The sequence below is a fragment of the Coprococcus sp. OM04-5BH genome (genome assembly GCF_003482105.1).
GTDB lineage: Bacteria > Bacillota > Clostridia > Lachnospirales > Lachnospiraceae > Coprococcus.
Genome location: NZ_QULM01000001.1, coordinates 526,524 through 541,337, shown reverse-complemented (window position 1 = coordinate 541,337; position 14,814 = coordinate 526,524). Strand labels below are relative to the sequence as shown.

Genomic DNA, 14,814 nt, shown 5'->3' with positions numbered 1-14,814 from the left:
TATAATTACAGAAGCAAAATTGCATTAAACAGGTGTGATAAAACCATACCGGAAGGTGAGGAAATTATGACAAAAAATTTGATTGATCCACAGGACCTGAGCGTAGCGGAAATCGATGGTATTCTTACCCTTGCTCAGAAGATAATCGATGATCCTGACAAATATAGTGAGGTGTGCAAGAGGAAGAAGCTTGCCACATTATTCTTTGAACCAAGTACCCGGACAAGACTCAGCTTTGAAGCAGCAATGTTGGAGCTTGGTGGCAGCATACTTGGTTTTTCTTCTGCCGCTTCATCATCAGCCACCAAAGGCGAGAGCGTTGGCGATACAGTAAAGATAGTAAGCTGCTACGCAGATATCATCGCCATGAGACATCCAAAGGAAGGTGCACCAATGCTTGCCTCAATGAAATCTGATGTGCCGATCATCAATGCGGGAGACGGCGGACACAGCCATCCTACCCAGACTCTCGCAGATCTTCTTACGATCAAGAGAGAAAAAGGACGTCTTGATAATCTCACCATAGGCTTATGCGGTGATCTTATGTTTGGACGTACTGTACATTCCCTTATAAAGGCAATGTCAAGATACGAAGGCATAAAATTCATACTTATATCACCGGATGAGTTAAAAATTCCTGATTATATACGAACAGAAGTCCTCGACAGGAATAATATACCATATAAGGAAGTTTATACCATGGATGAAGTCATGGGCGAACTTGACGTACTCTACATGACAAGAGTCCAGAAGGAAAGATTTTTCAACGAGGCCGACTATATACGTCTGAAGGATACCTACATCCTTGACAACTCCAAGCTTGCCCTTGCCCGTCCGGCCATGTCCATACTCCATCCGCTTCCACGAGTAAACGAGATTGCCGTAGAAGTAGATGACGACCCAAGAGCATGTTATTTCCGTCAGGCATTAAATGGCAAATACGTAAGAATGGCACTGATCATGACTCTGCTTGGGCTTGTACCGGAGGAAGACCGTTAAAGCAGGTTTTATATGAAAACTTGACATGTATCGTCAGCCTATTATCAAAGACAAATATTTAATGAGCTGATGTTCGAATTTAGGAGGAAACATTATGAACATAGACAGCATACAGAACGGCATTGTATTAGACCACATCAAAGCAGGCAAGTCACTTCAGATATATCAGGATCTTCATCTTGATAAGCTGAACTGCTCAGTGGCTATCATAAAGAACGTAAAGAGCCAGAAGATGGGCAGAAAGGACATTGTGAAGATCGATCAGGATATCAACATCAACCTGGATGTTCTGGGCTACATTGACCCTGATGTCTCTGTAAATATCATCAAGGACGGAAAGCTTGTTGAGAAAAAGAAGATCGAGCTTCCCGAGAAGCTTGTAGGGATCAAGAAATGTACCAATCCAAGATGTATTACATCAACAGAACAGGGCATCACACACATTTTCAAGCTCACAGACCGCGAGAATAGAATTTACAGATGTATTTACTGTGATGCTTCCAAGTAAAATGCAACCAAAAATATTATAAAAAAATAGCAAAAAATATTTGTGAAAAATTTAAGAAACTGCCGAGATTATTACAAGCCTGTTAAAAAAATATTTACTTTTATGGTATTTATGCTATAATCTATTAAGTTGCGGTCTGGTTATAGACAACAAATATATTTGAGGTGCGATATGGAGCAGTATGTAATCAAGGGCGGTATACCTCTTGAGGGAGAGGTAGTTATTGCCGGTGCCAAGAATGCCGCATTGGGTATCCTTGCTGCCGCTGTAATGACCGACCAGGAAGTAAAAATAGAAAATGTGCCGAATGTCAGAGACACCAGAGTTCTTCTTCAGGCTATAGAGGGTATCGGAGCCAGAGTCAGATATGAGGATGAGCATACGGTAATAATCTGCGGCGGCACCATAAGGCCAAACTCAGATTTATGCGTGGATGATGAATTTATCCGTAAGATCCGCGCGTCATATTATCTGCTTGGTGCATTATTAGGCAAATACAAACATTCACAGGTAGCCTTACCAGGTGGCTGTGATATAGGTGCAAGACCCATTGACCTACATATAAAGGGATTTGAGGCACTTGGAGCAAAGGTAGATATCTTAAACGGAATGATATCCACCCACGCAGATGAACTTATCGGAAATCACATATACATGGATGTAACCTCAGTAGGTGCCACCATCAATGTTATGATGGCCGCTGTCCTGGCAGAGGGCAAGACCACTATTGAGAATGCAGCTAAGGAGCCACACATCGTTGATGTTGCCAACTTCTTGAATTCCATGGGTGCGAATATAAAGGGTGCAGGTACAGACGTTATCAGGATCCGTGGTGTAAGAGAGCTTCACGGAACAACCTACTCCATCATTCCTGACCAGATCGAGGCAGGAACATTTATGATGGCTGCCGCAGCCACCAAGGGTAATATCCTTATTAAGAACGTAATCCCAAAACATCTTGAGGCTATCACATCAAAGCTCCTCGAGATCGGCGCAAGGGTTATCGAATATGACGATTCAGTAAGAGTTATGTGTGACAAGCGTCTTAAGTCAACAAATGTTAAGACTCTTCCATATCCTGGATTCCCAACGGATATGCAGCCACAGATCTCTGTTACACTTGCTCTCTCAAAGGGAACAAGTATTGTTACGGAGAGCATCTTCGAGAACAGATTCAAATACGTTGCTGAGCTTTCCCGTATGGGAGCCAAGATACGTGTTGAGGGTAATACAGCAATAATAGACGGCGTTGAAACATTTGCAGGTGCTGCTATTGCTGCTCCCGATCTGAGAGCCGGTGCCGCACTTGTTATTGCAGCACTTGTTGCAGACGATTACTCAACAATCTCCGATATCAAGTATATCCAGAGAGGATACGAGAAATTCGAGGAGAAGCTCCAGGCACTTGGGGCACACATTGAAAAGGTAGAAACAGAAAAAGACATACAGAAATTCAAGTTAAAGATCGGCTAGAACAGCCGGTCTTTTCTTATCAATTCCTTTTTACATTTGCCCACTGCCACATAAATTCATCCCATATCACATCATTTATCCCACAAAATGTCATTATAAATTATTTAAATCGACAGAATTCACATAATTTTTTGTACATTTTAGAAATATTTAGACAATTCAGAAAAAATGTTTGTCAAATCTATTACAATTGTGTTAAAATACCCATGACAAAACCTAATTAAAGAAAGGATGTTTATTATGAGAAGGCTTTACAATAAAGCGGGCAGGAGAATAACCGGAATGTTAGTTGCCGGAAGTTTGATTGCGTCTTTATTTGCAGGTGTTACTCTTAACACCAACACTGCCTCCGCCGAGGGAAATTACGCAGACACCACCGAAGAGATCAGTGAGGATGTCTCCGAGGAATCCACAGAAGTTACTTCTGAGGATATAACCACTGAAGAAACCACTGAGATAACCACCGAAGATACACAGTATGATTCATCCGAGGAAACATCAGAGGAAACATCTGAAGCTACAACCGAAGAAAGCACCGAAGAAGCTAAGCCTGTTGATACCATTGATGAGGGCATTGCCACATACAAGGATGATTCAGCAGAGGTTGCCGAGGCCACAGGACTTTCAGCAGCGGAATTCGAAGTATACATGGACGAGCAGGGCTTCCCGGAAACTTATAAGCCAAAGCTCCGTACTCTCCACGCACAACACCCAAACTGGATATTCCAAGCGGTGCAGACAGGTGTTGACTGGGACGACGCCGTATCCCATGAGGTCAACACTCCATCTAATGTTGTAAGTGTGTTCTACGACACTTCATCAAACCCACATTACAACTGGCGTTCCACCAATGTAGGTTATGATTATCTCACCGATACATGGCAGCATTTTCACGGTTCAACCTTCTACGCTGCGTCGGATGAGCTTGTAATGTATTACATGGATCCAAGAACATATTTCGATGAGGAGAGCATCTTCTCATTCGAATCACTTAAATACTCATCAACCCAGACAGAAGCCGGAGTGAGAGCTGTATTAAGCGGTTCATTCCTGGCAAACGGCAAGCCTGCAAATGCAAGCTATACATATGCCCGTGCCATCTATCTTGCGGCACAGCACTCAGGCGTAAGTGCATATCACATAGCTTCAAGAATAAAGCTGGAGGTTGGCGGCACACCTAACAGCCAGTTGGTAAACGGAACTCACCCTTCCTATCCGGGAATATATAACTTCTATAATATAGGTGCCTATGGTGGTTCAGATTCAAGCATTATACTTAATGCCTTAAAGTATGCTTCATCATCAGGAAGCTACGGCAGACCATGGAACAGCCCTTACAAGGCAATCCTTGGCGGTGCTCTTTTCCTGGGAAATGATTACATATTACAGAATCAGGATACCATATATACCCAGAAGTTCAATGTATGTAATTCATCAAACAGATACTGGCACCAGTACATGTCAAATGTCCAGGTGTGTCCTTCTGAGTCCTACAGAATGTATCAGGCATACAGGGAATGTGGACTGTTGAACAGCCAGCATATATTTAAGATACCTATATACAATAATCTTCCTCAGGAGCCGGCGGTACTTCCACCTGCTAAAGGGAATCCTAACAATTACTTAAAGAACCTTACTATTGCAGGATTTTCACTTTCACCTGCATTTAAATGCAGCACAACTACAGACTACTCTCTCACCGTTGGTGCTTCAAAGGATTGCATTTCAATCGTGGGAACACCTGTGAATAAATACGCAAGGATTGCGGGAAGCGGAATAGTCAATCTGGACATGGGAGTGAACAAGGTTCCGATCACGGTATATGCCCAGAGCGGAGCCACCAGAGTATATACAATAACAGTCACCAGAGGCAGGGGCACTGAAACAGGCTTCTTCCTAGAAAATGAACTGTGGTACTATTACAAGAACGGTAAGGTAGATACCAGTGTAAACGGCTTCTACAGAACCTACACCGGTGCCTGGGTATTACTTAAGAATGGCAAGCAGAACACCAACTTTACAGGTCTATATAAGCACTACACCGGATCCTGGTTCTATCTGAAGGATGGCAGACTTCACTCAACATTTACAGGACTTGTAAAACACACTTCCGGTTCATGGTATTATGTGGAGAACGGTAAGCTTATGAACACCGTCACCGGCATGGTAAAGCACAATACCGGCATTTACTACTATGTTAAGAATGGTCGTATGGATACCGGTGTAAATGGTCTCACAAAGTGCAGCAACGGCTGGTATTACTTCGTAAGCGGTCGTATGATGAGTAATTACACAGGACTTGTTACATACAATGGGGCACAGTGGTATGTGAAAGACGGAAAGATGCAGAATAAATACTCAGGAAAAGTAACAATAAGTGGTAAGACCTACAAAATATTAAAAGGCAAAGTACAGTAATCCAAAATGAGCAGATGGCATATCACCATCTGCTCATTTTTTGATCACAACTTTTATTTAATTATATAATAATGATCATTCCATAAAGCCAGTCTTTTATGATCCGCTTTATATTTGTCTTTTTTCTTATTTTCCCTAGGCAAGATATGCCTTAAGCACATTAACCTTATCTAACTTCTCCCATGGAAGATCAATATCTGTTCTTCCGAAGTGACCATATGCAGCAGTCTGCTTGTAGATAGGTCTGCGAAGATCTAACATTCTGATTATTCCTGCCGGACGGAGATCAAAGTTCTCTCTGATGATCTCTATAAGCCGGTCATCAGAAACCTTGCCTGTGCCGAATGTATCAACTCTTACTGATGTAGGTCTTGCTACACCTATGGCATATGAAAGCTGGATCTCACACTTATCTGCCAGACCTGCTGCCACGATGTTCTTGGCAACATAACGTGCCGCATATGCTGCTGAACGGTCAACCTTGGTGCAATCCTTTCCTGAGAAAGCTCCGCCGCCGTGTCTTGCATATCCACCGTAGGTATCAACGATTATCTTTCTGCCTGTAAGACCACTGTCTCCGTTTGGTCCGCCGATAACGAATCTTCCCGTTGGGTTTACGAAGAATTTAGTCTCATCATCCACAAGCTCTGCAGGAAGTACAGTATCAAATACATACTTCTTGATATCCTCATGGATCTGCTCCTGAGTTACATCCTCACCATGCTGGGTTGAAAGAACAACTGCGTCAAGTCTCTTTGGCTTGTCATTCTCATCATATTCTACTGTAACCTGTGTCTTTCCATCCGGTCTTAAGTATGGAAGTGTTCCGTTTTTTCTTACCTCTGTAAGCTTTCTTGCAAGCTTGTGGGCAAGAGCTATTGGATAAGGCATGTACTCCGGTGTTTCATTTGTGGCAAATCCGAACATCATACCCTGATCGCCTGCACCTATGGCCTCGATATCCTCCTCGCTCATGATATGCTCCTTAGCTTCTAATGCCTTATTTACACCCATGGCAATATCTGATGACTGCTCATCTATAGCTGTGATAACACCACATGTATCGCAGTCAAAGCCGTATTTAGCTCTGTCATAACCAATCTCTCTGATTGTCTCACGAACGATCTTCTGAATATCAACATAAGCATTTGTTGTTATCTCTCCCATAACCAGAACCAGACCTGTTGTAATAGATGTCTCACAGGCAACACGGCTCATTGGATCCTTCTCTAAAAGTGCGTCAAGCACTGCGTCTGAAATCTGATCGCAGATTTTGTCAGGATGTCCTTCTGTAACTGACTCTGAAGTAAATAATTTCTTTTCCATTTTTTCCTCCATAAAAACTATAATACGTAAAGCAGCAACCATTAGAAATTGCCTGTTTGGTATCGCCCCCTCATATACATTCGGCGGCATTTCGTCAGCACCATTCTAAATGTGTCTTCGACACTTGGTGCTTCCTACGGCAAGGGTTGCTGCAGCGTAACGATGTCACGGACATCATTACAATAATAAAAAAAATCCGCTCTGAGCGGATTGAAATATCATTCAAGCCTCTCATTGTTCGACATGCACTTGCCGTGCAGATCGCTCAGGAAGGCACCTTCCGTACAAATAGCGACGGGGTTGCCATGGCTTCACAGTCCCTTATGACTCCACCATTCTGAATAAGAGCGTCTATTTATTTTACATGCATACTCTATACTACTTATCTGCATAAGTCAAGCATTTATTTTTATAATGAGAATTTTCCTGCAGTTCATTCAGGCATGTTGCATTTTTTCATTACAATAGCAAAGGCGAAATTAATTTATTGTCCCATTGCCATAACAAAAGAGAGACCGATTTTGGCTGTGTATCAAGATCGATCTCCCTCTTGTCCTACCATCGTCTGTGCCTTGCATATCATGCAGACCATTCACGATAATAAATTATATTCTCTTTCTTAATGCCTTAGATAATGCCTCAAGCTCAGTCTTGTCAGACTCACCCGGCTTCCATGTAACATTAACTGTATCATTTATATATCTCGGAACAAGATGCATGTGGAAGTGAAATACAGTCTGTCCGGCAGCTTCACCATTGTTCTGGATTATGTTCAGACCATCAGGATTAAGCTCTGCCTTCTGTGCCTTTGCAACCTCTGTTGCAATAGTGAAAATCTTTGAAGCAGTGTCTGCATCCATGCTATATACATTATCAAAATGTTCTTTCGGTATTATTAAAGCATGACCCTTACTTGCCGGATTAATATCGAGAATTACTCTGCAGATGCTATCCTCATAAACAGTAGCTGAAGGTATAACACCATTTGCAATTTTGCAGAAAATACAATCTTCCTTACTCATAAAAGCGCCCTCCTTAATCTATTCCTACATTTTACCCTAATTAACCAAATTTTACAAGTTTTTAGGGCAAAAGCCATCTATTTTCACTGTTTTTCCCTGTAAAGTGGGGATTTTTCTGTGTTTTGGTCACTTTTTTCAAGACTATGTTTAAAATATTCGTCAGTTTTGCTAACCCTGTTATTTATACATTTTAACATACAGATTGTTTTTTCGATCCCGTGACTGTGGAAAACTTTTTCTATAGCTTCTCACCTGCCGTACATCAATATCTGCAATCTTGAGTCCCGGACTCACCTGCTTTGATACGTCATTTCCATAACAATCAAATACATATGAGCTTGGGGCGTAATTCTTACCGTCGCCATATCCTGTCCTGTTGACACCCATGACATAGCACTGGTTCTCCACAGCCCTGGCTCTAAGCAATGTCTCCCACTGGCTCACACGCTCCTCAGGCCAGTTGGCAATCACTATGACGGCTTCATTCTCATCCCTGGCTGCTGAGAATATCTCAGGAAATCTCAGATCATAGCATATATATCCTCCTATGCCCACACCTTCTATGTCTGTATGGCACAGCTGCTCACCGGCAGCATAATACTTATTCTCGCCACTGTATGAAAATGGATGTATCTTAGAATACTCCATGACAAGATTTCCTCCATCTACAAGGATAAGCTTATTCTCATAGCCACGCTTTGTCTCCTCTATAAATCCGAAGGCTATCCTCATTCTATATTCCACGCTTTTCTTCATAAAAAAGGAAACAGTATCGGGAATCCTTCCCCCGGCATAGTTCTCTGCCCATTTTTCAGGCTCCATGGTAAATCCCGTAAGCGTCATCTCGGGAAATATCAGAAGCTTAACCCCATGGTCATGAGCCTCTTTTATTAGCTCCTCACACCTTCTCTTATTTTCTTCCTTCTCTGTCCACGCAATATCCAGCTGTGTGACACCCACCTTAAGCATATCCTGTTCCTCCTGTAATTAAACGTCAGCCCATTTTAATCTGCCTTTGTGTATCGCCCACTCTTACATCAGTCGACATTTTTCACAGATATATTTTACCATAACCTGCGCCGGAAGTATTGATAAGATGTTTTTTCTTAATCCTGTGGCAGTAATCTTGTAAATACCGGACAGATCTGTGCTGCCACCACAGACTTCACCATATCGAGCGGTATAAACGGAACAAATCCCATAAGAAATGCACTCTTTAATGTAAGCTTTCCGAGGACCATCCACCATATCATACCAACGAGATCAACGAGTATAGAAGCAATGATGGCATGTATAGTGTATTTTAGTCTGCTGTATTGCTTGCCCTTCACAAGGCCAAGATAGATAGTTACCACAAGAAATGCCCATGTGTATCCACCTGTTACACCGAGAAGATAGCCTACTCCACTATGTCCCATAATGAATACCGGTATACCACAGGCTCCCATTATCATCCACAGAATAACTATGATCAGCGAGTCTCTAAGTGGAAAAACAAACGCAATAAGCAGAATTATAAAGTTAAGCAGTGTAATACTTGCTATACCTATAGGTATGCTTATGTACGCAGATACACACAATATGGCTGTAAATAACGCCATTATAACCAGCTCTGAGGTTTTAAATGTCTTTTTCATCATAATCTCCATTCCGCTGCCCATTATAAATGCTAATGGAAAAATCCACAGGCAGCACACATAATATGTTTTGTATTATATGTGCTTAAAAAGCAAATGTCAACCTATGTATTAAACATTGGGTTGACATTTGCTTTTAAATATAATCTGAGGATATGATCTAAGATCATTAATCATAAATTTATTACTTTATCTTTACGGTCTTTGCACTGTAGGCTCCAGGATATCCAGTTGAACCATACTGTCTGTAAGCTCTCACAGTGAAGTAATATGTACTGCCAGACTTAAATCCTGTCTTGCTGTATTTCAGACTCTTGGTAACTGTAAGTCTCTGCCATTTGCCATTTGCAGAGGTCTTGTAATACACTGCATAGCTTGTAGCACCTGTAACTGTGGACCAGGTTATATCTACCTGACCCTTGCTTGCAGATGAAAGCTTAAAGTTTACAGCTCCAGGAAGTGTAGTTGTCTTGACAGGTGCTGATGTATCGCATGGTCCCATATAGGTCTTGCCGTCAGCTATCACATATCCTCTCACCACATACCACTGGGTAGTGCCTGAAGGAAGGTTCCTGTCATAGTAGAAGAGATTCTTTGTACTTCCGAGACGCTCCCACTTATGGCTTGCCGTACTGTATCTGTAGACGATGTAGCCCTGGGCGTCAGCCAGCCTGCTCCACTCAAGCTTCATGGTATTTGCAGCCGGGGTAGCCTTTATTCCGCTTACCTTGCCAAGCTGAGGCACATTGTTTACTATAGTAAACTCAACGCTTATATCACCTGTGTAGTTACCGGTTCCCTTTACCGTAACAGTGGCTGTTCCTGCCTCCTTGTTGTCGCTGTAGATCAATATGTAATCCTTATCCTTAACAAGGGCAATTCCGTTATATATAACCTCCGGAACAGGACATATGTCACTGCCTGTGTATTCGTACCTGGTCTTTTCCAACTTAACCTCCGCATTCTGAAGGTCTACAGGAGTAATAGCGAATGTTCCTCTAAGTGTTCCTGAGTATCCGTTTCTTCCGTATACAACCACAGTAGCTGTTCCTGCATTTTTGTTATTCTCATAGGTCACCTCATAGTATGTAGTATTCAAAGGTGCTCCATTTAACAGAACTGTTACGTCCTGAGTAATGCTTTCACCGGTGTACTCCTTGTCAACAATTCCTGTAAGTTCACCGGACTGTATATCCTTTGTTCCTGTTTCTATTACATACTTTGCATCTGTCACATTGTAATTGTCCGTCTCTATGCTGACCAAACCTGTTACAATATCTCCATCCGCAAGCTCCGAATCTGTGAAGATGCTTAACCTGCCATCCTCATAACTTAAACCGGTTATGTGATCAGGCATTTTCCTGCCTGACACATCTACGCTGATGTTGCCGTATTCAAGACCATCGTTTAATGCAGGAAGGAATTCCTGTACAGGTATCCCAATCTCTGTCTCTTCTCCTGCCTTTACTGCCCTGTATACGGTCATGCCGTTTATGTCACCTTTCTCTACAGTTACATTTATTACAGTGCTTGTCTGTCTGTAATTCTCTGTCTCTTTAGCTGTTATTGTAAGTTTTGTGCTGCCAATTGCTACCGGTATTATATCTCCGGATTCATCAACTGTTGCAACCGTTCTGTCATCAATTGCAAATACTGTCTCAGCTCCCTCAAGCACATTTACCGGCACAGGCTTTGACACACCGCCATAGCTTAAGACAACATCCTCACTGCTTATGATATTTGCCGCCTTATTAATAACAAATTTCTTATCTACAGTATCAACGTAAAGTCCCATACCGGTGATTGTAACTGTTCCGGCACCTGCATATACATTGTCCTTATATGAAATACTATAGTCAGTGCCACAGGCAAGAAGCCTGTCCCCATCGTATACCTTTACATCCCCCGGTATCACTTCGCTTCCTGTATATTCCGGATCTCCTGTTATGACTACTTCACAGTCACCGATCTTCTTCCTTATCTTAAACTCTGCAAATGTCCTGAAACCGTAAGCGCCCATTCCCCGGATCTCTGCTGTGGCAGTTCCTGCATTCACATTGTCCTTGTAGACCACCTCATAGTCTTTACCTGGGGCAAGAACTGTGGTACCGTTTTTAACCTCTACCTGTGGCTTAAGCTCTGAGCCATTATAAAGCTGTGTCTCTATGGCACCCACTGTGAGGCTCTTGATATTCGTCCTGTTCTGCCGGCCTGCAGATACTATCCTCATGGTATAAGGAGACTTAAAGCCGTTCATGGCAATATAATATGTCTTACCCTCTGTTGCCTGGAAGGTTATCTCTACGGTACGCATACCACTTCCATAACTGTAATATCTCCGGTCATTTGATACAATATTACCTTCACTGTCCACCAGCTTGTTAAGGGTCAGCCCTGTTTTAGCTTCAAATTCCACATTAACGTAGCCTGTTTTTGTTGCGGTGTATCCATATACCACCATTTTATCTGTTACATCATTATCATAATATCTGTCAGCCTCGTACAAGTCGTTATCTGATATCGGTGTTACTGTAAATGGCGCTGAATACTTAAGCTCGCCTCCAATAAGCAGACATTTCTCATAGCTTCCTGCCACAAGATTAGATACGCTGCTTACCTTCTGACCGTCCTTTCTGATCTCATAGGAAACAGAAGCATTACCTATCTTGGTATTTTTTATACTTCCGTTTTCTATATTCTCCGTCTCACCGGTCTCATAGTGTACGACAAATTTCATATCCGCCATATAATATGGCGCCGAACTGTAATTTCCGGTTTCCACATACTCCATATATGTTGTCTGACCATCATTTTCCAGAATCACCTCAGTGATCTGTGGAATAAAACGGATGGCAAGGGTTGTATCAGTAACCTTGCCTGCAGTTGTATTGTATGGTCTTACTTTCAGATAATAAGCCTTTCCTGCCTCAAGCGTATATGAAATCATAAAATTATGATTTTCTCCGCTGTCATCATCCTTTATAAGTTCAGTGCCTTCCACTTCCTCATAAAGTATTCCATATGTATCACATTTTCCCTCTGTATACATCTGGTACTTTCCGGTATGCTCAGGAACAAATTTGTAATACTGATAATCCGCATCGAGCTCTACCTTTACAGAAGAATTATTCTGTACCTCTATTGGCGTATTACCTGCATATGCCTCTATGGTTATATCATAGTCGTATAGACATCCCTCATACTCTACGGTAATGGTATACTGTCCGGCCTTATAGTAACCATTGTTGTATGCAGCTGCAGAGATACTGTATGTCATTACATGACCGGTCTTGCTTCCTGCCTGACCGTAGGTTACAGTCTCAACATCTCCGTCAGAATATGTAAATCTCATTACAAGTCCCTCAGGATTGATATTCTTTGAGTGCTCGTTGAACACTGTATTCGTTGCAGGCGTTATCACCTCCATAAGTTCAATTTCATATGTCCACTTTGCATATAATGTCACTACAGTGCTATAGCTTATATTTGCTGAGTCCTTCTCAAAATCCCACTTCTGGGTGAATGCAGAATCCCTGAACCAGCCGCCGAACACATAGCCCTTCTTTACAGGATCTGCCGGGGCTTTTACAGGCTGATATACAAATGCTGTTATATCATCTATGGCACTTCCGCCATCTGTATTAAATTTATAAGTGACCTTGTTACTTGTGAATGCCGGTATTGCCGCCTCACCGCCACTTATCTCTGCTACAATACTGCCAACTGATCCGGTGGAGCTGTTGTAAGATCTCCAGTACATGAGATACTTGTTGGTATTTCCAAGGGATGAAGGCAGCGTATATTTCACCGACGAGTTATTCTTGATAGTCGTAAGTGATGTACAGCCATCGAATATATTGTTGCCAAAATGGGTTATACCTGCCCCAAACTCTGCATAATACATGCTTCCAAGTCCCGAAAGAGCCTTGTCACCTATACCGTCTACGGTATACTCACTGCCATTTACAGCAACAGTGTCAGGAATCTGTAATCTTGTAATGCTTACTTCTCCCGGCTCATTGCCTGTAACCCAGGCGCTCAGACTTCCGTCATCATGCTTTGTCAGTGTGTACACAAGACCGTTTACCTTAGCTGTATCCCCGGCTTCCCCGGCAGGTATATCGGCTCCGGGTGTTGCAGGCAGCATATAGAAAACAGGACTGCTCTGTCTCGTTACATACCATATTATACTGCCGCCCTTTACTATAGGCTTCATGTCTGACAATGTTCCGGACACAACACGCTCTGATGCAAGGATATTGCCACGGGCATCAACAAATGCATAGTGAACCTGCCTCTTGCTTATATCTGTCTCCCATAACACGGCAAATACGTCATCACTCACCCTTACGAGCCAAGGTCTTAATGCGTTATCTGTACCGTTCTCTGCGTAAGCCGAAAGATTCACGATCTTATCCAGCTTATAACCTGACTTATCCACAACTGCCACATATACGTTTCTCTTAGTACTGCTGCTGTAATTACTCTGGTCTATGCTGCAGCCGGCAGAAAGAATAGTTGATCCTGTAACCTCAAGCCCACTTACATATGATCCGGTATAGTTATCTCCGGTCTCACCTCCGTAGCTCATAATGGTCACATTGGCGGTTTTTGAACTGAAATATTCGCTTCCAAGTTTTGTATACTTCATAAGCACATGGCTTCTTGGATATGCGTCACCTCTGTCTGTGGCATATACTGTACCTGTGCTGTCATCATAGAATATGTCCTGTGAAAACGAATGACTGACATATCCATGATCAACATTTGCAACTGTGTAGTTGTTATATATAACCTCCATATCAGATATGGAAATCTTCATCATGATACTTGCCTGATGATTGTAGCCGTCGTCAGCCTTGTACATGGTATGGCATGTCCTCAGATACAGGTTGGTGCCATCATCAGCCATTGAAACATTTCCCGCTGCAAATGGCTTCTGGGTATTTGCCCCAAAAATCTGTGCTGCCCCAAGCTTGTTCCAGCTCTTGTCATACTTCACAACACGGATAACCTCCACTGTATCAGACTCGTCCATGTTGTTCTGTCCAAATACAAGAAAATAATAACCATTGCTTTCATAAAAACCTGCAAATAGCGGAAGCTCCATCTCTATACTCTTCTTAGAATCAGCAATATAGCTGAAATCTGCGGTATAGTTTTCCACAAAAAGTCCATCACCGGATCTGTATTCCAGTCTCTGAAAGCCTCCGTCTTTCCCCTCAATAAGATACGACCTGGACAGACCGCTATATCTTCCTGTATGGTCGTTATTGGTGGAAGTCCCACCCTCTGAGTAATTCTCAAACTTCGCATGTGCTGCCACAGACGGCACGAGAGCCATAACACATGCAAGAAGTGCGACGATCATCGTATTCCTGAACGCACTTCTTATACCTCTCTTCTCCTTCATTTACATCCTCCTTCTCCT

At 42.5% G+C, this 14,814-nt stretch carries 9 protein-coding genes and 1 riboswitch; of the genes, 4 read left to right on the top strand and 5 right to left on the bottom strand.

From position 1 onward, the window contains the following. Window positions 1–66 precede the first annotated feature (66 nt). The 4 genes from pyrB (at window position 67) to DXB54_RS02325 (ending at window position 5,398) form a co-directional block, all read left to right on the top strand. Window positions 67–999: an aspartate carbamoyltransferase gene (gene pyrB, locus DXB54_RS02340; RefSeq protein WP_118694115.1), complete on the top strand. Its 933-nt coding sequence runs from the start codon at window positions 67–69 to the stop codon at window positions 997–999. 94 nt (window positions 1,000–1,093) lie between these two features. Continuing rightward, window positions 1,094–1,507, top strand: a complete 414-nt coding sequence (locus DXB54_RS02335) for an aspartate carbamoyltransferase regulatory subunit (RefSeq protein ID WP_118694114.1) — start codon at window positions 1,094–1,096, stop codon at window positions 1,505–1,507. Between the two features lie 171 nt (window positions 1,508–1,678). Then, on the top strand, window positions 1,679–2,980 hold the full coding sequence (locus DXB54_RS02330; RefSeq protein ID WP_021938458.1) for a UDP-N-acetylglucosamine 1-carboxyvinyltransferase: 1,302 nt from the start codon (window positions 1,679–1,681) through the stop codon (window positions 2,978–2,980). A 240-nt stretch (window positions 2,981–3,220) separates the two neighbouring features. Next, the gene (locus DXB54_RS02325; protein WP_158578161.1) at window positions 3,221–5,398 is read left to right on the top strand and encodes a cadherin-like beta sandwich domain-containing protein; all 2,178 of its coding nucleotides are present in this window, start codon (window positions 3,221–3,223) and stop codon (window positions 5,396–5,398) included. A gap of 135 nt (window positions 5,399–5,533) precedes the next feature. Here the strand turns inward: DXB54_RS02325 and metK are convergent, their stop codons facing one another. From metK to DXB54_RS02300, 5 genes are all read right to left on the bottom strand, one after another. Then, entirely contained in the window at window positions 5,534–6,724 is a 1,191-nt protein-coding gene (gene metK, locus DXB54_RS02320; protein ID WP_118694112.1) for a methionine adenosyltransferase, read from the bottom strand. Between the two features lie 228 nt (window positions 6,725–6,952). Beyond that, a riboswitch (SAM riboswitch) is annotated at window positions 6,953–7,072 on the bottom strand. Window positions 7,073–7,329: 257 nt separating this feature from the next. Then, the gene (locus tag DXB54_RS02315) at window positions 7,330–7,746 is read right to left on the bottom strand and encodes an HIT family protein (RefSeq protein ID WP_021938455.1); all 417 of its coding nucleotides are present in this window, start codon (window positions 7,744–7,746) and stop codon (window positions 7,330–7,332) included. 177 nt (window positions 7,747–7,923) lie between these two features. Continuing rightward, window positions 7,924–8,715: a nitrilase-related carbon-nitrogen hydrolase gene (locus DXB54_RS02310; protein ID WP_021938454.1), complete on the bottom strand. Its 792-nt coding sequence runs from the start codon at window positions 8,713–8,715 to the stop codon at window positions 7,924–7,926. 137 nt (window positions 8,716–8,852) lie between these two features. Then, a complete protein-coding gene (locus tag DXB54_RS02305) occupies window positions 8,853–9,383 on the bottom strand; it encodes a biotin transporter BioY (RefSeq protein ID WP_118694111.1) in 531 nt (176 codons plus the stop codon). Window positions 9,384–9,567: 184 nt separating this feature from the next. Beyond that, window positions 9,568–14,796 (bottom strand): InlB B-repeat-containing protein, encoded by a 5,229-nt coding sequence (locus DXB54_RS02300; protein ID WP_118694110.1) that lies wholly within the window; start codon window positions 14,794–14,796, stop codon window positions 9,568–9,570. Between the last annotated feature and the right edge of the window lie 18 nt (window positions 14,797–14,814).

Excerpts from the sequence above, each read along its gene's own strand:
- pyrB (WP_118694115.1), top strand. The coding sequence starts at position 67 with ATGACAAAAAATTTGATTGATCCACAGGACCTGAGCGTAGCGGAAATC.
- DXB54_RS02335 (WP_118694114.1), top strand. The coding sequence starts at position 1,094 with ATGAACATAGACAGCATACAGAACGGCATTGTATTAGACCACATCAAA.
- DXB54_RS02330 (WP_021938458.1), top strand. The coding sequence starts at position 1,679 with ATGGAGCAGTATGTAATCAAGGGCGGTATACCTCTTGAGGGAGAGGTA.
- DXB54_RS02325 (WP_158578161.1), top strand. The coding sequence starts at position 3,221 with ATGAGAAGGCTTTACAATAAAGCGGGCAGGAGAATAACCGGAATGTTA.
- metK (WP_118694112.1), bottom strand. The coding sequence starts at position 6,724 with ATGGAAAAGAAATTATTTACTTCAGAGTCAGTTACAGAAGGACATCCT.
- DXB54_RS02315 (WP_021938455.1), bottom strand. The coding sequence starts at position 7,746 with ATGAGTAAGGAAGATTGTATTTTCTGCAAAATTGCAAATGGTGTTATA.
- DXB54_RS02310 (WP_021938454.1), bottom strand. The coding sequence starts at position 8,715 with ATGCTTAAGGTGGGTGTCACACAGCTGGATATTGCGTGGACAGAGAAG.
- DXB54_RS02305 (WP_118694111.1), bottom strand. The coding sequence starts at position 9,383 with ATGAAAAAGACATTTAAAACCTCAGAGCTGGTTATAATGGCGTTATTT.
- DXB54_RS02300 (WP_118694110.1), bottom strand. The coding sequence starts at position 14,796 with ATGAAGGAGAAGAGAGGTATAAGAAGTGCGTTCAGGAATACGATGATC.